At 62.6% G+C, this 19,939-nt stretch carries 17 protein-coding genes; 7 read left to right on the forward strand and 10 right to left on the reverse strand.

What is annotated here, in order from left to right:
• The first annotated feature begins 219 nt into the window (after nucleotides 1-219).
• Both AC3WKX_RS22590 and nudC read left to right on the forward strand, forming a co-directional pair.
• Nucleotides 220-1,032 (forward strand): crotonase/enoyl-CoA hydratase family protein, encoded by an 813-nt coding sequence (locus AC3WKX_RS22590; protein WP_003208502.1) that lies wholly within the window; start codon nucleotides 220-222, stop codon nucleotides 1,030-1,032.
• 6 nt (nucleotides 1,033-1,038) lie between these two features.
• On the forward strand, nucleotides 1,039-1,872 hold the full coding sequence (gene nudC / locus AC3WKX_RS22595; protein WP_102605806.1) for an NAD(+) diphosphatase: 834 nt from the start codon (nucleotides 1,039-1,041) through the stop codon (nucleotides 1,870-1,872).
• Here nudC and AC3WKX_RS22600 read toward each other — a convergent pair.
• From AC3WKX_RS22600 to AC3WKX_RS22610, 3 genes are all read right to left on the reverse strand, one after another.
• Nucleotides 1,840-2,619 (reverse strand): TSUP family transporter, encoded by a 780-nt coding sequence (locus AC3WKX_RS22600; protein ID WP_102605805.1) that lies wholly within the window; start codon nucleotides 2,617-2,619, stop codon nucleotides 1,840-1,842. The two genes, nudC and AC3WKX_RS22600, sit on opposite strands and share 33 nt — an antisense overlap.
• 195 nt (nucleotides 2,620-2,814) lie before the next feature.
• Nucleotides 2,815-3,531, reverse strand: coding sequence for a phosphatidylcholine synthase (gene pcsA, locus AC3WKX_RS22605; protein ID WP_003208507.1), 717 nt, complete (start codon nucleotides 3,529-3,531; stop codon nucleotides 2,815-2,817).
• A gap of 148 nt (nucleotides 3,532-3,679) precedes the next feature.
• A complete protein-coding gene (locus AC3WKX_RS22610) occupies nucleotides 3,680-4,606 on the reverse strand; it encodes a class I SAM-dependent methyltransferase (RefSeq protein WP_102369233.1) in 927 nt (308 codons plus the stop codon).
• Nucleotides 4,607-4,797: 191 nt separating this feature from the next.
• On the opposite strand from AC3WKX_RS22610, the gene mdeB reads away from it, so the two are divergent.
• On the forward strand, nucleotides 4,798-7,476 hold the full coding sequence (mdeB, locus tag AC3WKX_RS22615) for an alpha-ketoglutarate dehydrogenase (RefSeq protein WP_102605804.1): 2,679 nt from the start codon (nucleotides 4,798-4,800) through the stop codon (nucleotides 7,474-7,476).
• Nucleotides 7,477-7,600: 124 nt separating this feature from the next.
• On the opposite strand, the gene AC3WKX_RS22620 is transcribed toward mdeB, so the two are convergent.
• Both AC3WKX_RS22620 and AC3WKX_RS22625 read right to left on the reverse strand, forming a co-directional pair.
• Nucleotides 7,601-8,089, reverse strand: coding sequence for a DUF1289 domain-containing protein (locus AC3WKX_RS22620; RefSeq protein WP_003208512.1), 489 nt, complete (start codon nucleotides 8,087-8,089; stop codon nucleotides 7,601-7,603).
• A 52-nt stretch (nucleotides 8,090-8,141) separates the two neighbouring features.
• Nucleotides 8,142-9,392, reverse strand: coding sequence for a ribonucleotide-diphosphate reductase subunit beta (locus AC3WKX_RS22625; RefSeq protein ID WP_008432895.1), 1,251 nt, complete (start codon nucleotides 9,390-9,392; stop codon nucleotides 8,142-8,144).
• A gap of 333 nt (nucleotides 9,393-9,725) precedes the next feature.
• Here AC3WKX_RS22625 and fae point away from each other — a divergent pair, with 333 nt between their 5' ends.
• The 4 genes from fae (at nucleotide 9,726) to AC3WKX_RS22645 (ending at nucleotide 14,261) form a co-directional block, all read left to right on the forward strand.
• Entirely contained in the window at nucleotides 9,726-10,238 is a 513-nt protein-coding gene (gene fae / locus AC3WKX_RS22630; protein WP_003212394.1) for a formaldehyde-activating enzyme, read from the forward strand.
• Nucleotides 10,239-10,248: 10 nt separating this feature from the next.
• Complete coding sequence (locus AC3WKX_RS22635; RefSeq protein WP_102606526.1) at nucleotides 10,249-11,283, forward strand: aldo/keto reductase; 1,035 nt, start codon at nucleotides 10,249-10,251, stop codon at nucleotides 11,281-11,283.
• Nucleotides 11,280-12,713, forward strand: coding sequence for an NAD-dependent succinate-semialdehyde dehydrogenase (locus AC3WKX_RS22640; protein WP_102606527.1), 1,434 nt, complete (start codon nucleotides 11,280-11,282; stop codon nucleotides 12,711-12,713). The genes AC3WKX_RS22635 and AC3WKX_RS22640 overlap by 4 nt, the downstream gene beginning before the upstream one ends.
• Before the next feature lie 174 nt (nucleotides 12,714-12,887).
• The gene (locus tag AC3WKX_RS22645; protein ID WP_102606022.1) at nucleotides 12,888-14,261 is read left to right on the forward strand and encodes an MFS transporter; all 1,374 of its coding nucleotides are present in this window, start codon (nucleotides 12,888-12,890) and stop codon (nucleotides 14,259-14,261) included.
• On the opposite strand, the gene AC3WKX_RS22650 is transcribed toward AC3WKX_RS22645, so the two are convergent.
• The 5 genes from AC3WKX_RS22650 to AC3WKX_RS22670 all read right to left on the reverse strand — a co-directional run bounded on the left by AC3WKX_RS22650 (nucleotide 14,208) and on the right by AC3WKX_RS22670 (nucleotide 19,907).
• The gene (locus AC3WKX_RS22650; protein ID WP_008432889.1) at nucleotides 14,208-15,083 is read right to left on the reverse strand and encodes a LysR substrate-binding domain-containing protein; all 876 of its coding nucleotides are present in this window, start codon (nucleotides 15,081-15,083) and stop codon (nucleotides 14,208-14,210) included. The genes AC3WKX_RS22645 and AC3WKX_RS22650 overlap by 54 nt on opposite strands.
• Nucleotides 15,084-15,226: 143 nt before the next feature.
• Nucleotides 15,227-16,396 (reverse strand): hypothetical protein, encoded by a 1,170-nt coding sequence (locus AC3WKX_RS22655; protein ID WP_003218578.1) that lies wholly within the window; start codon nucleotides 16,394-16,396, stop codon nucleotides 15,227-15,229.
• A gap of 84 nt (nucleotides 16,397-16,480) precedes the next feature.
• Entirely contained in the window at nucleotides 16,481-18,118 is a 1,638-nt protein-coding gene (locus tag AC3WKX_RS22660) for a dipeptide ABC transporter ATP-binding protein (protein WP_102606017.1), read from the reverse strand.
• A 2-nt stretch (nucleotides 18,119-18,120) separates the two neighbouring features.
• Nucleotides 18,121-18,957, reverse strand: a complete 837-nt coding sequence (locus AC3WKX_RS22665; protein WP_003218574.1) for an ABC transporter permease — start codon at nucleotides 18,955-18,957, stop codon at nucleotides 18,121-18,123.
• A complete protein-coding gene (locus AC3WKX_RS22670) occupies nucleotides 18,954-19,907 on the reverse strand; it encodes an ABC transporter permease (protein ID WP_102606016.1) in 954 nt (317 codons plus the stop codon). Before AC3WKX_RS22670 ends, AC3WKX_RS22665 begins: the two co-directional genes overlap by 4 nt.
• Between the last annotated feature and the right edge of the window lie 32 nt (nucleotides 19,908-19,939).

A 19,939-nucleotide genomic window follows, 5' to 3' on the forward strand; every position in this document is an offset into this window, starting at 1 on the left:
CACCACAAAACCATTGTGGGAGCTGGCTTGCCTGCGATGGCGGTGGGTCAGCTTGCATCTTTGCTAACTGATACACCGCCATCGCAGGCAAGCCAGCTCCCACATTTGATCTTCATCGTTCTTCAGTCCCGAATTTGGCGTTTGCACAGCCTTACCACCTCACGCGGTGCCTTGTTATAGTTCGGCCCCTATTCCAGCCGCCAGTCAAGGATCACTGCCATGTCCGAATACCAAGCCTTTGTCGTCGAACTCAGCGGCAACGTCGCCCATGTGCAGCTCAATCGCCCGGAAAAGATCAACGCGATGAACGCGGCGTTCTGGACCGAGATCATCGACATCTTCCAATGGGTCGAAGACACCGACGCGGTGCGTGCCGTAGTCATCAGCGGCGCCGGCAAGCATTTCTCCTCCGGCATCGACCTGATGATGCTGGCCTCGGTGGCCAATGACTTCGGCAAGGACGTAGGCCGCAACGCGCGCCTGCTGCGGCGCAAGATCCTCGAACTGCAAGCTTCCTTCAACGCCGTCGACAACTGCCGCAAGCCGGTACTCGCGGCGATCCATGGCTACTGCATCGGCGGCGCCATCGACCTGATCAGCGCCTGTGACATGCGCTACGCCGCCGAAGATGCGCAATTCTCCATCAAGGAAATCGACATCGGCATGGCCGCCGACGTCGGCACCCTGCAACGCCTGCCGCGCATCGTCGGCGACGGCATGCTGCGCGAGCTGGCCTACACCGGCCGCCAGTTCGGCGCCGAAGAGGCCCGCAGCATCGGCCTGGTGAATCGGGTGTACAGCGATCACCAGAGCCTGCTGGCCGGCGTGCTGGAAATCGCCCGGGAAATAGCCGCCAAATCACCGATCGCGGTCACCGGCACCAAGGCGATGATCAGCTACATGCGTGACCACACGATCAATGACGGTTTGGAATACGTTGCCACCTGGAACTCAGCTATGTTGCAATCCAACGACCTGCGCGTGGCCATCGCGGCCCATATGAGCAAGCAGAAACCCGACTTCGTGGATTGACTGAACATGACCCCAGGCTGGATTACCACAACGCTGCTGGACAATGACGCCCCGGGCGGCTGGGCCGTGGCCCGCAGCCGTGAAGGCTTTTTACACCACCAGAACGGCCCGCTGTTTCCCCGGGAATGGCTCAAGCGCCAGGACCTCTCGGTGTTCGCCGAGCATGGCATCGGCCACCTGGACGGCGAGCCGGTGTACCTGCTGGAACTCAACAGCCCCGCCGACGTGCCGGGCTGCGGCTGGCAGGGCCTGCGGGCATTCATGCTGCAGGGCGATCACACGCTGTACAAAGTCCTGGGCTACGCCGCGCAAATCGGCACCTGGGCCCGGGAGCATCGTTTTTGCGGCAGTTGCGGCCAGGCGATGGTGCAGGTGCCACGGGAGCGGGCGATGTTCTGCCAGGCCTGTGACCTGCGCAGCTACCCGCGGATCTCGCCGAGCATGATCGTGTTGGTGACCCGTGGCGACGAGATCCTGCTGGCCCGTTCGCCGCGCTTTGTCACGGGTGTCTACAGTACCCTGGCGGGGTTTGCCGAGCCGGGCGAGTCGGCCGAGGACTGCCTGATTCGCGAAGTGCGTGAAGAAGTGCAGGTGGAGGTCAAGAACATCCAGTACATGGGCAGCCAGTGCTGGCCGTTCCCGCACTCGATGATGCTGGGCTTTCACGCCGAGTACGCCGGCGGCGACATCGTGCCCCAGGCTGACGAGATCGAAGACGCGCAGTGGTTCAACATCCATGAACTGCCGCCGTTGCCGGCGTCGCGCTCGATTGCGCGCTACCTGATCGACCTCTACCTGGCTCGTCGCCTAGGCCGCGCTGAACCAGTGCTGCCAGGCTAGGCGCACCGTCAGGCCGAGCACCACGGTGATGAACACCGGGCGAATGAACTTGGCGCCGCCGCTGATGGCGCTGCGTGCGCCAAAAAACGCGCCGCACATCACCGACACGCCCATGCACAGGCCGACAATCCAGTCTACCGAGCCATTGAAAATGAACACCGTCAGCGCCGCCGCGTTGCTGACGAAGTTCATGCTGCGCGCCACGCCGCTGGCCTTTACCAGGTCGATGGGGTGCAACAGCATGGTACTCACGGTCCAGAAGGCCCCGGTGCCCGGGCCGGCGACGCCGTCGTAGAAACCCAGGCCAAAGCCCTGGGTGGACTGCCATTTCTTCTTGATCGGTGCGTCGTTGTCCAGCGCCGCCTTGGGCGTGCCGCCGAACAGCAAATACAAACCGCAGCCGAACACAATCACCGGGAGCATCTTGTTCAGGGTTTCTGCCGGCAGGTAATGGGCCACGACCGCGCCGGTGAGTGCACCGACCAGGGTGCCGACGATGGCGTGCACCCACTGGCGCGGATGAAACAGCTTGCGCCGGTAGAAGGTAAAGCTGGCAGTGGCCGAGCCGAAGGTGGAACTGAGTTTGTTGGTGCCCAGCACCAGGTGGGGCGGCATGCCGGCGGTCAGCAGGGCGGGCGTGGTGAGCAGGCCGCCACCGCCGGCGATGGCGTCGATGAAACCGGCGATAAAGGCAACCACGGCGAGGATCGCCAGGGTGGTGAGGTCAACGCTGAGTTCGAAAGGCATGGGCAAGACTTAGTCGGCAGGGCGCAGCAAGGGCTGCGCGAAAGGCCGGTATCTTACCCATAACCCTGGGTCGAGGCGATCCAAATGTGGGAGCGGGCTTGCTCGCGAATGCGCAGTGTCAGTCACCGGATAGAGTGGCTGATCCACCGCATTCGCGAGCAAGCCCGCTCCCACATTTCAACCGTGCCTGCTTGGCTATTTATGTGTTTCGACCCACTCCAGTGCGGTCCGCCAGATGCAGATCCCCAGGAAGTACGCCGACATCAGCAACCACAGGCCCAGGGTCAGGCGATTGGTGTACGGGAAGTCGATCACCAGCAGCAGGCTGCACAGCAACCAGATGGTGGTCACGGCAATATTGATCGGCATGAAGCGCTTGACCCGGAACGGGTGCAGGAACTTCATCGGCGTCACGGTCAGCAACGCCAGGCCGATCACGGTGAGCAAGGTGACCCAGGCTTCCGGCTGGATGATATAGACGCACAGCGCCACCACGTTCCATGCGGCGGGGAAGCCGACGAAGTAGTTGTCCTTGCTCTTCATGTTGACGTTGCAGAAGCAGAACAGCGACGACACCAGAATCACCGACACCGTAAACAACGGGGTGAAGTCCGGCAGGGCGATATAGCGATAGATAAACAGCGCCGGAATAAACACGTACGTCAGGTAATCAATCACCAGGTCCAATACCGAGCCATCGAAGCTTGGCAGCACTGTTTGCACATTCACCCGTCGCGCGAGAGAGCCGTCGACCCCATCGACGATCAAGGCCAGGCCCAGCCACAGCAGGCAAGCCTTGGGCTGGTTGTCGAGCAGTGCCAGGGTGGCCAGGAAGGCCAGCACCACGCCGGTGGCGGTAAAACCATGGGCGCCCCAGGCCTTGAGACGGGCTACATGCAGGGTCGATATCACAGGGGCGTTCTCCAAAAGGTGAAACAGGGCAGCCGACGGGGTAGCACCGTCGAATCTGGCCAGAGTGTGCAGGTATCGACCGGGAAGGGTGGGATAAGGTTCACCACCCGGCGTAGGTTAAGCGTAGCAAGCGCAGGACGTTTCGGCATCAGCCTTGGCGAAACACCAGTGCCTTTAATCCGCTTTGCGGGTCGATATCGGGGAATTCCGGCGGGTTTTCCAGCCGCTGGTCAAAGCGCAGGCCAGGCGCTTCGCGGGTTACGCCGTCGATCAGGAAGTCTTCGCCGAACGCCGGGTCGTTCATGCACGCCAGCACCGTACCCTGGGCCGTGAGCAAATCCGGCAGGCGACGCAGCACCCGCTGGTAGTCCTTGGTCAAAAGGAAACTGCCTTTCTGGAACGAGGGCGGGTCGATGATCACCAGGTCGTACGGGCCGCTGTTGGTGACCTTGGCCCAGGACTTGAACAGGTCGTGGCCGAGGAACGTCACCTTGCTCAGGTCGTGGCCGTTCAGGCGGTGATTGTCGCGACCCCGGCTCAGGGCGCCACGGGCCATGTCCAGGTTCACCACATGCTCGGCGCCGCCTTCGATGGCCGCCACGGAGAAACCACAGGTGTAGGCGAACAGGTTCAGCACCCGCAGGCCATGAGCCTGTTCGCGTACCCAGTTGCGGCCGTAACGCATGTCGAGGAACAGCCCACTGTTCTGCTTTTTGCCCAGGTCGATCAGGTAGCGCAAGCCGCCTTCGGTGATGGTCAGTTCGTCGACCACCTCGCCCAGCAGCCATTCGGTGGTGCTTTGCGGCAGGTAGCGGTGTTGCAGCGCCACGGTATGGGCGCCGAATGACCGCCAGTCGATCTGCACCAGCATCTGCTTCAAGGCCTCAAGCTCCGCGGCTTCAGGCTCCTTGAACAGCGAGACCAGCACCACGCCTTGCAGCCAGTCCACTGTCAGTTGCTCCAGGCCCGGCCAGCAGCGGCCACGCCCGTGAAACAGGCGCCGGGTCTCGGCGGGGACGGTTTGCAGGGCATTCAGCAAATGGGTGTGCAGGGTGGCGAGTGCGTCTGGGTTCATCGGGCAACGTCGGTCATTGAGCGGGCGGCATTTTAAACACAATTGCGGGGTGTTCGGGAGTTGAAGCACAACGTGCTTTGAATTTGCTGATTGGCAGTGATTTATGCTCAAAAGTCCCCGAGAGGCGGCGCACAACAGTCAAAAAATCCCTTGGCACCGACATAAACTGGAAAAAAAGCCCGGAGGTGCCCATGAACGGTTTCGCGAGTGCAGTGAGTCAGACAGCGATGGACCAGGAAGAACTGGCCGAATGGCGCGATGCCCTGGCCTCCCTGGTGGCCAACGCCGGCGCGGCGCGCGCACGGGAGATCCTCGACATGCTGGCGGATGCCGGCGGCGCGCCGCACATCGCCTGGAAACCCCGGCATGGCACGCCCTACATCAATAGCATCGCCGTAGAGCAGCAACCGCCGTTTCCCGGCGACCTGGCCACCGAAGAACGCTTGGCCTCAGTGGTGCGCTGGAACGCCCTGGCCATGGTGGTGCGCGCCAACCAGGCCTATGGCGAACTGGGCGGGCATATCGCCAGCTACGCCAGCGCGGCGGATTTGTTCGAGGTGGGCTTCAACCACTTTTTCCGGGCCCGAAGCGACAGTTTTGGCGGCGACCTGGTGTTCTACCAGCCGCATTCCGCCCCCGGCATCTATGCTCGCGCCTTCCTTGAAGGGCGCCTGAGCGAGGCCGACCTGGCCCACTATCGCCAGGAAATCGGTGCAGGCAAGGCGGGCGCCCGAGGTTTGTCCAGCTATCCCCATCCGTGGTTGATGCCGGACTTTTGGCAATTTCCCACCGGGTCCATGGGCATTGGCCCCATCAGCTCGATTTTCCAGGCGCGGTTCATGCGCTACCTGCAACACCGCGGCTTGCAGGACAGCACCGACCGCCACGTATGGGGCGTATTCGGCGACGGCGAGATGGACGAACCGGAAAGCATGTCGGCCCTCACCCTGGCCGCCCGTGAAGGCCTGGACAACCTGACCTGGGTGGTCAACTGCAACCTGCAACGGCTCGACGGCCCGGTGCGTGGCAACGGGCGAATTATCGACGAGCTGGAGGCGTTGTTCGCCGGTGCCGGCTGGAACGTGATCAAGCTGGTCTGGGGCTCGGACTGGGACGCCTTGCTGGCCAAGGACACCGACGGCGAGCTGGCGCGCACCCTGTCGCAGACGGTGGACGGACAATTCCAGACCTTCGCCGCCAAGGACGGCGCCTACAACCGCGAACATTTCTTCGGCCAGAGCGAGGCGCTGTCCAAACTGGTCGAGGGCCTGAGCGACGAGCAGATCGACCGGCTCAAGCGTGGCGGCCATGACATGGTCAAGATCCACGCGGCCTATCACGCGGCGCGCCGGGTCGCCGGCAAACCCACGGTGATCCTGGCCCAGACCAAAAAGGGCTTTGGCATGGGCGAGGCCGGGCAGGGCAAGATGACCACCCACCAGCAGAAGAAGCTCGACCGCGAGGCCTTGATCGCCTTCCGCAATCGCTTCCAGTTGCCGCTGTCGGATGAACAGGCCGAATCCCTGAGCTTCTACAAGCCCGCTGAAGGCAGCCTCGAAATGCGCTACTTGCACCAACGCCGCGCCACCCTCGGCGGGTATGTGCCGAGCCGTGGCCAGCAGGCGCCCAGCGTGAGTGTCCCGCCGGTGTCGGGCTACGGCGCGTTTGCCACCCAGGCGGAGGGCAAGGAAATGTCCACCACCATGGCCTTTGTGCGCATGCTCACCAATCTGCTCAAGGACAAGGCCCTCGGCCCGCGCATCGTGCCCATCGTCGCCGACGAAGCGCGCACCTTCGGCATGGCCAACCTGTTCAAGCAGATCGGCATCTATTCCAGCGTCGGCCAGCGCTACGAGCCCGAAGACATCGGCTCGATCCTCAGCTACCGCGAAGCCACCGACGGGCAGATCCTTGAAGAAGGCATCAGCGAAGCCAGCGCCATCAGTTCCTGGGTCGCGGCGGCCACCAGTTATTCGGTGCATGGCCTGCGGATGCTGCCGTTCTATATCTATTACTCGATGTTCGGTTTCCAGCGCGTGGGGGACCTCATCTGGGCCGCGGCCGACCAGCGTGCCCGAGGTTTCCTGCTGGGCGCCACTGCCGGGCGCACCACCCTGGGTGGCGAAGGCTTGCAGCACCAGGACGGCAGCAGCCACCTGATGGCCGCCACCGTGCCCAATTGCCGCGCCTACGACCCGGCGTTTGCCGGCGAGTTTGCGGTGATCCTCGACCATGGCATGCGCCAGATGCTGGAGCACGATGTGGACGAGTTCTACTACGTGACCCTGATGAACGAAAACTACCCGCAGCCGAGCCTGCCGGAAGGCGTCGAAGCGGCGATCATCAAAGGCATGTACCGGCTGAGCGGGCAGCCTGGCGGTAAGGTCCGGTTGCTCGGCTCCGGCACGCTGGTGCGCGAAGCCCAGGCAGCGGCGCAATTGTTGGCGGAGGATTGGCAGGTTGACGCTGAAGTGTTCAGTGTCACCAGCTTCAGCGAACTGGCCCGGGACGCCCGTGACGTGGAACGCTGGAACCGCCTGCATCCGCAACAGCCGGCGCGGCGCAGCCACCTGGCGGAGTGTTTGCCCAAGGGCGCGCCGGTGGTGGCGGTATCTGACTATGTAAGGGCGGTGCCGCAGATGCTTGGGTCGTACGTGGATTCGGCTTACACCGTGCTGGGGACGGATGGCTTTGGTCGCAGCGATACCCGGGCGGCGTTGCGGGATTTCTTCGAGGTGGACCGCCATCACATCGTGCTGGCGGCGCTGACGGCGTTAGTAGAGCAGGGGAGTCTGGACAGGCAGGTTTGCCAGCAGGCGATAAAGCGTTATGGGGTGCAGACCGATCGCGAGCCGTCCTGGACCTCCTGAGCGACAAAGATCTAAATGTGGGAGCGGGCTTGCTCGCGAATGCGGTGTGTCAGTCAATATATCCGGCAACTGATACACCGCTTTCGCGAGCAAGCCCGCTCCCACACTGGTTCTGTGTGGTTGTCTAAATACTGGCTATCAACGGCGCCCCAAACGATTCCCGCAGAAACCCCGGCGCGATATACCGCTCGTAATGCGCCTCGGACAACAGGAAAAACTCCCGGTCAATCGCATCCCGCAAATCTGCCAGATTGCGCTCGCGAAACTCCGGCAACAGCGCCAACCCATACGCATCCAGCTTCGAAATCACCCGCGCGCCCCGGGCGATCAACTGATACGCCCAGCAATACGGCGACTGGTGGGGCACAAAGCGGATCTTGCGATCTTCCAGTTGCTGGCGCAGGCGCTGCGGGTCCAGCACCTGCAGCTTGCTGGTCATCACCTGCACCAGCAGTTGTTCCAGGCGCAGCCACACCGCCTGTTTCTCCTCGGCGTTGTAGCCGTTCCACTGAATCACTTCATGGTGATAGCGCTTGCAGCCCCGGCATACCAGGTCTCCGTAGACGGTGGAGCACAGGCCGACGCAGGGGGTCTTGATGGTTTGATTGGGCATAAAAAAACATCGACAGGTGAAACAACACGGCCCCCGAAGGGGCCGCTTTAAATCAATCCCAGCTCAGCGCGCCGCCAGTCTGGTACTCGATCACACGGGTCTCGAAGAAGTTCTTCTCTTTCTTCAAGTCCATGATCTCGCTCATCCACGGGAATGGGTTAGTCGTCCCTGGATACTCTTCCTTCAACCCAATCTGCGACAGACGACGGTTGGCGATGAACTTGAGGTAGTCCTCCATCATCGCCGCATTCATCCCCAGCACCCCACGCGGCATGGTGTCACGCGCGTATTCAATCTCCAGCTGAGTCCCTTGCAGGATCATCTGTGTCGCTTCTTCCTTCATCTCGGCATCCCACAAGTGCGGGTTTTCGATTTTGATCTGGTTGATCACATCGATACCGAAGTTCAGGTGCATCGACTCATCCCGCAGGATGTACTGGAACTGTTCCGCAACGCCGGTCATTTTGTTCCGACGGCCCATGGACAAAATCTGGGTAAAGCCGCAGTAGAAGAAGATGCCTTCCAGGACGCAGTAGTACGCGACCAGGTTACGCAGCAATTCTTTGTCGGTTTCGACGGTGCCGGTTTCGAACTTCGGATCGGAGATCGAACGGGTGTACTTCAAGCCCCAGGCAGCCTTTTTGGCGACCGATGGAATCTCGTGGTACATGTTGAAGATCTCGCCTTCATCCATGGCCAGCGATTCGATGCAGTACTGGTAGGCGTGGGTGTGGATCGCTTCTTCGAAGGCCTGGCGCAGGATGTACTGGCGGCACTCCGGGTTGGTGATCAGGCGGTATACGGCCAGTACCAGGTTGTTCGCGACCAACGAATCCGCAGTGGAGAAGAAGCCGAGGTTGCGCATCACGATGCGACGTTCGTCGTCGGTCAGGCCTTCGGGGTTTTTCCACAAGGCGATGTCGGCGGTCATGTTGACCTCTTGCGGCATCCAGTGGTTGGCGCAGCCGTCGAGGTACTTCTGCCAGGCCCAGTCGTACTTGAAGGGTACGAGTTGGTTGAGGTCGGCGCGGCAGTTGATCATGCGCTTTTCGTCAACGGCGACGCGGGCGGCGGAGCCTTCCAGTTCGGCGAGGCCTTCGGCGACGTCGAGTTTGTCGAGGGCGGCCTTGGCGCGGATGATCGCGGCGGAGTCGCTGGCGGTCACGTTGCGGGCTTCAAGGGCGGCGGCAGCGCCGGCACCGTCGAGGCGGTCCATGTTGGCTTCGGTGGCGTGGCCGGCGTTGGCGCCCCGGATGACTACGTCACCGGTGTCTGGTTGATCTGCTTCATCCCAACTCAGCATTGAATTGCTCCTACGTGGTCCGTCTGACGGCGTGGGCTTCGATTCACCCAGCGTGTTCAAAAATGTGCGTTTTGCAGGCTTCAAGGCATTGAAATACTGCGCATAGTGTGGTCGGTGTTCAGCGTTCTTGCACACTATGTAGTGGTTGTCTGTGTTTGTGGGCACACTATATGGGGTGTAACAACGATGGTCAACGCACAAGACCAGGCCGATGGTCGCAGGGCCATGACTAAAACTCACAGCCCCATGACTTTTAATGGTTACGGCCGCTACGCGGGCCAGTGCTAAAAATTCGCCAACCAGCTCCCCATAACAAAAAAGAGCGTTTGCGAAATGAAAGCACTTGATCTGTACATCGGCGAAGGCTTCGAAGGCCCAGGCGTAAATGCTGCCCACATCAACATCCTGATCGGCCCGCGCAACGGTCCGGCCGGCCAGGCGTTTGCCAACAGTTTGGCGTCGCCAAGCCAGGGCCATTGCCCGTTCATGGTGATTGCCCAGCCGAACATCCCGGTCAAACCCATGACCCTCTACGTCAACAAGGCCGCCATCGGCAGCGACCTGCACGGCAATGCCACCTGGGGCGCGTCCCAGGCCGGGATCGCCAAGGCGGTGCTCGAAGCCCTGCTCGACGGCACCCTGCCGCCGGAAGCCGAGGACGAGTGGGCGATTGTCACCGCCAACTGGGTAAACCCGGCCTGCGACGACCTGGATGCGGTCTACCTCAACAACTACAACGCCTGCCGCACTGCGATCCGCGCCGCCCTCACAGGCTTGCCGCACACCGCGCAACTGGCGGATGTGGTCAACCACATCAGCAACCCTTTCTACACGCCAAAAGCCTGAGGACATTCCCATGCAATACATCCGTTTGGGCAACTCCGGCCTGCAAGTCTCGCGCCTGTGCCTGGGCACCATGAACATGGGCACCCCGGACTGGAAACCGTGGATCTTCGACGAGAAACAAAGCGAACCCATCGTTGCCCATGCCCTGGCCAACGGTGTCAACTTCATCGACCTGGCGGACTTCTATTCCGCAGGCGTCGGCGAGGAAGTGGTCGGGCGCATCCTGAAGCGCGTTGCGCGCCGTGAAGACATCGTGGTCACCACCAAGGTCGGCTACGGCACCCGCAGCGGCATCAATGCCAGCGGCCATTCGCGCAAGCACATCATGGACAGCATCGACGCGTCCCTGAGCCGCCTTGGCATGGATTACGTCGACGTGTTCATGCTGCATTACTTCGACGTGAACACCCCGGTGGAAGAAACCATGGGCGCCCTCAACGACATCGTGCGTTCCGGCAAGGCGCGCTACATCGGCGTGTCGACCATGCTCACCGGGCAACTGGCAAAAATCCTCATGGCCTGCGAGCGCAATGGCTGGGTCAAGCCGATCAACATGCAGCTGCAACTGAACTGCGCCTACCGCGAGGAAGAGCGCGAGATGATCCCGTTCTGCCGCGACCAGGGCCTGGGCGTGTCGGTGTTCAGCCCGCTGGCCCGTGGCTTGCTCACCGGCGAAGTGCAGTCGACCCGCAACCAGACCGACTTCTTCACCCAGCAGATGTACAGCGACCAGGCGTCGTTCGACATCGCCCACTCGGTGCAACGTGTGGCCCGTGCCCGTGGCGTGTCCAACGCACAGATTGCCCAGGCCTGGGTGGCCAATCATCCGGGTGTGGACGTGATGCTGGTGGGCGCCGACACCACCGCTCAATTTGATAGTGCGCTTGCAGCCCTCGACACCCAACTGGATGCCGAAGAACTGCACGAGCTGGAGCGCAACTACACGCCGTGCGATGTGATCAACGACTACACCGCCGGCAAACGCATCTTGCGCAGCGCCCGTCCGGGCCTGGACCGTTTTAACCTGATAGAGGCCGTGGCATGAACCCGCTGATTCGCACAGGCAATTTCATTGATGGCCAATGGTCCAGCGGTGGGCCGGTCTACCCGGTGCGCAACCCGGCCAATGGTGCGCAGATCGCCGAAGTCCAACGCGCCGGGGCTGAAGAAACCGACCTGGCCATTGCCGCCGCCAACCGCGCGTTGCCGGCCTGGCGCAAGCTCACCGCCAAGGAACGCAGCCAGTGCCTCAAGCGCTGGAGCGAGTTGATGCTGAGCAACCAGAAGGACCTGGCCCACCTGCTCAGCCTGGAACAGGGCAAGCCGCTGGCCGAAGCCATGGGCGAAGTGGTCTACGCGGCGAGCTTCCTCGAATGGTTTGCCGAAGAAGCCAAGCGTGCCTATGGCGACGTGATCCCGAGCCACAAGGCCGACGCGCGGATCATCGTGACCAAGGAAGCCATCGGCGTGGTCGCAGCGATCACCCCATGGAATTTCCCCCTGGCCATGGTCACCCGCAAGGTCGGCCCGGCGCTGGCGGCGGGTTGCACGATGATTCTCAAACCGTCGGAAGAAACCCCGCTGTCGGCCTTCGCCCTGGCGGTGTTGGCAGAACAGGCCGGGATTCCGGCGGGCGTGTTCAACATCGTGTCCGGCGATGCCGTGGCCATCGGTGGCGCACTGCAAGCCTCCAGCATTGTGCGCAAGCTGTCCTTCACCGGCTCCACCCGCACCGGCAAGCTGCTGATGCGCCAGGCCGCCGACACCTTGAAAAAGGTCTCCCTGGAACTGGGCGGCAACGCGCCCTTTATCGTGTTCGACGATGCCGACCTGGACGCTGCCGTCAAAGGCGCCATGGCTTCCAAGTTTCGCAATACCGGGCAGACCTGCGTCTGCGTCAACCGCTTCTTTATCCAGGACGCTGTGTACGATGCGTTCACCCGCAAGCTGGCCGAAGCGGTCTCTGCGATGCGCGTCGGCAGCGCCCTCGAGGGCGAAACCGAACAAGGCCCGCTGATCAATGCGGCCGCGTTGGCCAAGGTTGAAGCCCACGTCGGCGACGCCCTGGAGAAAGGCGCCAAGCTGCTGTGCGGCGGCCGTCGCCATGCCTTGGGCGGGACGTTCTTCGAACCGACCATCCTCACCGAAGCCCACGGCGAGATGCTGATTGCCCAGGAAGAAACCTTCGGCCCGGTGGCGGCCTGCTTCCGCTTCAAGGACGAAGCCGAAGTGCTGCAACGGGCGAATGACACGCCGTTTGGCTTGTCGGCCTACTTCTACAGCCGCGACATCGGCCGCGTATGGCGCATGGCCGAAGGCCTGGAAGCGGGCATGGTCGGGATCAACGAAGGGATCATCTCCACCGAAGTCGCACCGTTTGGCGGGATCAAGGAGTCGGGCCTGGGCCGTGAAGGTTCCAGGTACGGCCTGGAGGATTACCTGGAGATCAAATACCTTTTGATGGGCGGTCTCTGACCCCATTTACCCAAACAACCCCGATCCAATGTGGGAGCGGGCTTGCTCGCGAAAGCGGTGGGCCTGCCACCACATGCATTGACTGACACACCGCCTTCGCGAGCAAGCCCGCTCCCACAGGGAAATGGGCTTGCCCGCTGTTACTCCGTCAAGAACAAAAATATGGAGAACACCATGTCCACTCAACCCATCAAAATCGACGACCTGCCCATCGGTCGCTTCCACCTTAAAATCGCCGGCCTGACCTTCGGCGCGCACTTCACCGATGGCTATATCCTCGGCCTGATCGGCATTGCCTTCACCTTGCTCAGCCCACAGATGCAACTGGACGCCTTCTTGCAAGGCCTGATCGGCGCCTCGGCCCTGATCGGCTTGTTTATGGGCAGCCTGTTCTTTGGCTGGATCTCCGACACCCTCGGCCGGCAGAAAATCTTCCTGGTCAGCTTCGTCCTGATCACCGTTGCCTCGGTGATGCAGTTCTATGCCGAAACCGCCATGGGCCTGTTCCTCTGCCGGGTGTTGATCGGTATCGGCCTGGGCGGCGACTTCAGCGTCGGCCACGCGATGCTTGCCGAGTTCTCACCCAGGAAACATCGCGGGGTACTGCTGGGCTCCTTCAGCGTGGTGTGGACGGTTGGTTACGTGGCCGCGACCTTTGTCGGCACCGCCATGCTCAGCCTCGGCGATGATGCCTGGCGCTGGATGCTCGCATCGTCGGCAATTCCTGCCGGGCTGATCCTGATCGCGCGCATCGGCACGCCCGAATCGCCGCGCTGGCTGGTCAACCAGGGCCGGATTGCCGAGGCCCGAGCCATCGTCAAGAAACACCTCGGCGAACACGTGGTCCTCGATGAAGAGCCGTCGACGCAAACCCGTTCCGGCTACGGCGTGCTGTTCAGCCGTGAATACCGCAAGCGCACCGCGTTCAACTGCCTGTTCTTCGTGTGCATCGTGATGCCGTACTTCGCCATCTACACCTTCCTGCCGTCGATCCTGCAGAAGATGGGCCTGGCCGAAGGTTTTGGCACCGAGCTGATGCTCAACCTGCTGCTGATCATCGGCGCCTTGATCGGCATCTGGTGCACCGTGAAATTCTCCCGGCGGGGCTTTCTGATCAACTCGTTCATCATCCTGGCGGCGGCGCTGTTCCTGCTGGCGGTATTGCCGGGCAGCATGGCGTGGTTGATGGTGCTGACGTTCGGCGTGTTCACCCTGGTGCTGTCGGCGGTGAGCAACCTGGTGGGCGTATTCCCGGCGGAGAGCTTCCCGACCGAAGTGCGGGCCAGCGGCATCGGCCTTGCCACAGCCGTCAGCCGCCTGGGTTCGGCGGTGAGTACCTTCCTGTTGCCGGTGAGCGTAGCGGGGATCGGCCTGAGCCCGACCATGGGCATCCTCGCCGCTATCCTGGTGCTGGGGGCGATCATCTCCTGGGCCTGGGCGCCGGAAACCAAGGCGTTGACCTTGAGCCAGGCGTGCAAGGCCGAGCCTGCGGTGTCAGGGATTGCTCACCCGGTTCAACCACTGCGTAAACAACCGAACCTTGGATAAACCCTGCTTGTCACTTGCCACATCCAGCCAATAGCCATACGGGCCGATCACCTCCACCGGGGTGATCGGCAGCAGGCTGCCATTCGCCAGTTCGCGCTCGATCATCTGCCGGTCGATCACCGCGAGCCCACCGCCGGCCAGGGCGGTGTGGATCACCTGGTCCAGGGTGCTGAATTCCAGGCCCTGGCCTGCATCGATATCTTCCCGGCCCATGGCCGCCAGCCAGTTCTCCCAAACCTTCAAGCGCTTGCCGTCGTGCAGGATGTGCAGCAGCGGAAAGCGCCGCAGGTCGGGCGGCTGACCGTCGCTGAACAGTTCCGGGCTGGCGACGGCGATGTGGCGTTCCATCACCAACAGTTCACTGCTGCACTGCGTGGCCGCTTCCAGGCCGAAGCGGACCTGGCAGTCGATTTCCGCCAGGCTCGCGTGGGTGTTTTGGTGGGTGACGCTGAGGTTGATGTCCGGGTAACGCTCGCAAAACCGGCGCAGGTGGGCGGACAGCCAGCGGGTGGCCCAGGTGGGCGGGGCGACGATGCGCAGGCGCTGGCGCAGGTTGGGCACGCGCACGGCGTGCAGGGCGCGCTCGATATGGTCGAAGGCGTCGCTCAGGTGCGGGGAGAGGGCGAAGCCGGCTTCGGTCAGGGACAGGCCCTGGGGCGTGCGGATGAAGAGGGCGACGCCGAGGTAGTCTTCCAGTTGTTTGATCTGGCGGCTGACGGCGCCCTGGGTGACGTTGAGGCCCACGGCGGCCTGGCTGAAGCTGCGGTGGCGGGCGACTTCTTCGAAGACACGGAGCATGTTGAGGGAGGGCAGTTGGCGCATGAAATGGATTCCACACCTGTTGTTTTTATGGTGTTTTTGGCGGCCTCTTCGCGAGCAAGCCCGCTCCCACATTTGATCGGCGCCGCGGTCAAAATGTGGGAGCGGGCTTGCTCGCGAAGGCGTCAGTGAAGACGCCGCCTATTTTAGAAGTAGTAGCCAATGTTCATATACAACTGATTCTCCCACTGGTTACTCCCCCCAGCCCCCAAGCTCTCGGTATAGCTGCTCCCACCAATATACGGATCGTTCTTGCCGATCAACCACTCCGTGGCCACCCACAGTTTACTCACCGAAAACGACGTGCCCAGGATCACCCGCTGCGAGGTCTTGAACTGATCCTCGGACTTGTCAAACGCGCTGTAGTTGGCATACAGCTTCACACCGCTGACCTGGTCAAACAGGTACTTGCCACCCACGTCGTAGCTCAAATCCGCCACATACAGATTGCCGCGGCTGGCCACGTTGAACGTGCCGTCATACCCGCCCAGGGTCACCACGCTGTCGGTGCCCGGGTTGCGCGGCGACATCTGCTGGCGTGCCGCCTGCAATTGCACGCCCCACGGGCCGTTCTTGCCCAGGTAGTGGATCGCCACCGCGTTGCGCCGGCCATCGTCGTTGGTGTCCTTGTTCTCCAGGGTGGAGGTCAGGCCGGACAGCCCGACTTCCGATTTCCACCCGCCCAGGTCCATGGCCTTGGCCACCCGCACCACCACGGTATTGCGTTCCTGGTTGTTGCTGCCGTCGCCCACGTAGCTGTCGGCCTCGGAGATCACGCTGGAGTAGGTCACGCCCTTGCTCGTGCCTTTGCCTTGCCACGCCGGGCGCAGGTAGTAACCGGCCTGGATGTTCCAGTCGCCGCTTTGCTGGATGTACTTGGCGCCCACCTGCTGCACATCTTCCAGGCCGATCACGTTGCCCAGGGTTTCGTAGAAGGTGCTGCCGAAGTACGGCTGCAAGCCAAACGGCACGGTGTTCAAACCCACTTGCACCTGCTGGTCGGGGTTGAACTTGTAGCCCACCCAGGCGAACTTGGCGAACTGGATATCGCCGTAGTTCTTGGTGTACTGGTACGGGTAGGAGCGCCCGTAGAAGCGGTACTGCGCTTCGCCGATCCAGGTGTCGGAGTTGTACTTGGCGCTGAGGTACGCGGTGTCGAGGCCGAACTTCTGGATGTCGCGATCCGGGTCATAGTCCCAACGGGCGCGCACGGCGCCGCCGAGGTCGAGGTTGTCGGTGACTTGAATGGCCATGGCCGGTGCCGCAAGGGCGCCAAGCACAGGGACCAGAGCGATGTAACGGAAGGTTGGTCGCATGGTTTTACTCTCGTTATTAGTTATTTTTTGGCAACAGCAGCCCCTTGCCGCAACGAACGCTGCGACGCGGGGTAAAGGGTTGACTCAGTGCGCTTGCGGGCGAATCAGCCGCAACGGCGGGCCGGCGGCGGGCAGCTCCGAGGCGCCGGGGGCGGCGGCCAGCAAGGTCTGGGTGTAGGTGTTCCGGGGGCGCAGCAGCACTTGCTCGGCAGTGCCGTACTCGACGACTTCGCCCTGGCGCATCACCGCGATGTAGTCGCTGATCTGCGCCGCCACCCGCAGGTCGTGGGTGATGAACAGGATGCTCAGGTTCAGGCGCTGCTGCAGTTCGGCCAGCAGTTCCAGCACCTGTTTCTGCACCGAGACATCCAGGGCCGACACGCTCTCATCGGCGATCAACACTTCCGGGCGCATCGCCAGGGCGCGGGCGATGCCGATGCGCTGGCGCTGGCCGCCGGAGAACTGCCGGGGCTTGCGCTTGAGGGCGTCGCGCTTGAGGCCCACCTGTTCCAGCAAATCTCCGGCTTCAGCCCACGCATCCTTGGCCGACAACCCGCGCAATTGCGCGGCGCGGGCGATGATGTCGCCCACCCGGTGCCGAGGATTGAGCGAGCCATACGGGTCCTGGAAAATCATCTGGATGCGCCGACGATTCGCCGCCAGCGCCGAGCCGCGCAGGGCCAGGAAGTCGGTGTCACCGACCCATACGTGGCCGCTGTCGCTGTCCACCAGGCGGATCGCGGCTTTCACCAACGTGCTTTTGCCCGAACCGGACTCGCCGACAATCGCCAGGGTCTTGCCCCGTGGCAGTTGCAGCGAGACATTGCGCAAGGCCGCCACCGAGCTGCCACCGACGGTGTAGGTCTTGGTCAGGTGCTCGATGCGCAATGCCAGCTCGCCGTCGGCGCTCGGCTTGTGCAGCTCCGGGTGCAGCGCCGGCACGGCCGCAATCAGCTTGCGGGTGTAGGCGTGGGCCGGGGCATTCAGCACCTGGTCGCGCTCGCCGATTTCCACCAGCCGGCCGCCTTCCATCACCGCGATACGGTCGGCAATCTGCGCCACCACGCCGAAGTCATGGGTGATAAACAGAATGCCGTGTTGCCCGCGGCCGCGCAGCTCGCGCACCAGCTTCAGCACTTGCGCCTGGGTGGTCACGTCCAGCGCCGTGGTGGGCTCGTCGGCGATCAGCAGGTCCGGGTTCATCGCCAGCGCCATGGCAATCACCACTCGCTGGCACTGGCCGCCAGACAATTGGTGCGCAAAGCTGTTGGCGATGCGTGGCGGGTCCGGTAGTTGGGTGGATTCCAGCAGCGCCAACATGCGCTCGCGACGCTCCGCCGCCGGCATCTGCGGTGCGTGAATATCGAAGATCTCTTCCACTTGCTTGCCAATGCGAATCGCCGGGTTCAGCGCCGCCATGGGCTCCTGGAAAATCATCGCGATACGGTTGCCCCGCAGCTGGCGCAAACGCTCCTCGTCGAGGGTGCAAATGTCATCGCCGAGGAAGTCGATCACGCCTTCGGTATGCCGCAAACCCTTGGCGTAGTCGCCCATGATCGCCGCCGACAGCACGGACTTGCCGGAGCCGGACTCGCCGATCACGCAGAGGATTTCGCCCTTGCGCACCTCCAGGCTGATGCCTTGCACCGCGTGGCTGCGGTCGGCGCCGGCGGGCAATTCGATGGACAGGTTCTGCACCCGCAGTACTTGCGTGTGGTTCATGCTCAACTCCTTGCGCCTTTCTGGGCGTGTTCATCCAGGCCGTCCGCCAACAGGCTCAGGCCCAGCATCAGGGTGGAGATGGCGATGCACGGGAAGATCACCAGGTGCGGGAAGGCGATGGCCATGGCGCGGCCGTCATTGATCATGCCGCCCCAGTCCGGTGTGGGCGGCGGCAGCCCGAGGCCCAGGAAGCCGAGGGCGCCGATCATGATCGCGGTGTAGCCGATGCGCAGGCAGAAATCGACAATCAGCGGCCCGCCGCAGTTGGGCAGGATTTCCACCAGCATGATCCGCAGCGAGCCTTCGCCCTGGGTGATGGCGCTGAGCACGTAGTCTCGCGAGCGAATATCGATGGTCAGGGCGCGCATGATCCGGAAGATCGCCGGTGCGCTGGTGAAGGTCACCGCAATCAGGATATTCAGCGCCGAAGCGCCGAGGGCGATGATGATCACGATGTACAACACCAGCACCGGGAACGACAGCACCGTGTCGGCCACATACGACAGCACGCTGTCGACCCAGCCGTTGAAGTAGCCGGCGCACAGGCCCATGGCGATGCCCACGGCAAACGCGGTGAGCGTGGCGAGGATCGACCAGAACAGCACGGTACGGGTGCCCCAGATCAGCCGCGAGAGAATGTCGCGGCCAATCATGTCGGTGCCCAGCAGGAAGCTCTGGCCGTTGTCGCCGACGGTCATCGGCGTCAGTAAGGGCGTGAAGCTTTCCAGCGGATCATGGGGCGCGATCCACGGTGCGAACAGCGCGATCACCACCCAGCCGCCCACCAGCAGCAGGCCGAGCAATGCCAAGGGATGTTTGAACGAGTGCAGCAGGTTCATTGGGCACCTCCGCCGAGGCTGCGCAGGGTGATGCGCGGGTTGAGCCAGGTGTAGGCCAGGTCCGAGAAGATCTTGGTGATGCCCACCACCACGGCACTGACCATCGCGCAGGCTTCGATCAGGTACACGTCATGGTTCAGCGAGGCGGTGTACAGCAGCGAGCCGAAGCCCTTGTAGGCGAAGAACACCTCCACCACGATCACGTTCGACAGCAGCCACGGGATGTACAGCATGATCACCGTGACCGGCGCGATCAGCACATTGCGCAGGGCATGCCGCAGCACAATGCGTGAGGTCGACGCTCCCTTGAGCCGCGCCGTGCGGATGTACGGCGCCTGCATCACCTCCACCATCGAGGCCCGGGTGATGCGCGCCAGGTAACCGACGCCGAACAGGCACAGCACCATCAGTGGCAGCACCAATTGCACGACGCTGAAGCCTTCGCTCATGCTACTCACACCGGGCAGCCAGTTAAGCCAGAACACAAAGATCGCGGAGACGAAAACCGCGCTGGCGAAGTCGGGAATCGAGGTGGTGACGATCGACAGGAACGACACCAGGCGGTCCAGCGCCGAGCCCTGGCGAATCCCGGCCAGAACGCCGAGGGTCAACGCCACCGGCACCATCACCAGCAAGGCCAGGCCGGCCAGGGTCAGGGTTTGCGCAAGGTTCGGCAGCAGCAGCTTGATCACTGATTCGCGAAAGTACACCGAGGTGCCCCAGTCGCCGCTGACAAAGTCCTTGAGCCACACCAGGTAGCGCCACACAAAGGGTTGGTTATAGCCATGTTCCACCAGCCACGCGGCGCGCTGGTCGGCCGCGGAGTAGGGGCCGAGGACGTTGATCGCCACGTCTTCTATATTCAGTTCCAGGGCCAGGAACACGATCAATGACACCGACAGCAGGGTCGCCACCAGCGCCAATAACTTGCGCATCAGAAAATGAGCCATGGGTGCATGCTCCGACTGTTCAAGGGATGCCT

It is taken from the genome of Pseudomonas sp. GP01-A4 (genome assembly GCF_058780865.1).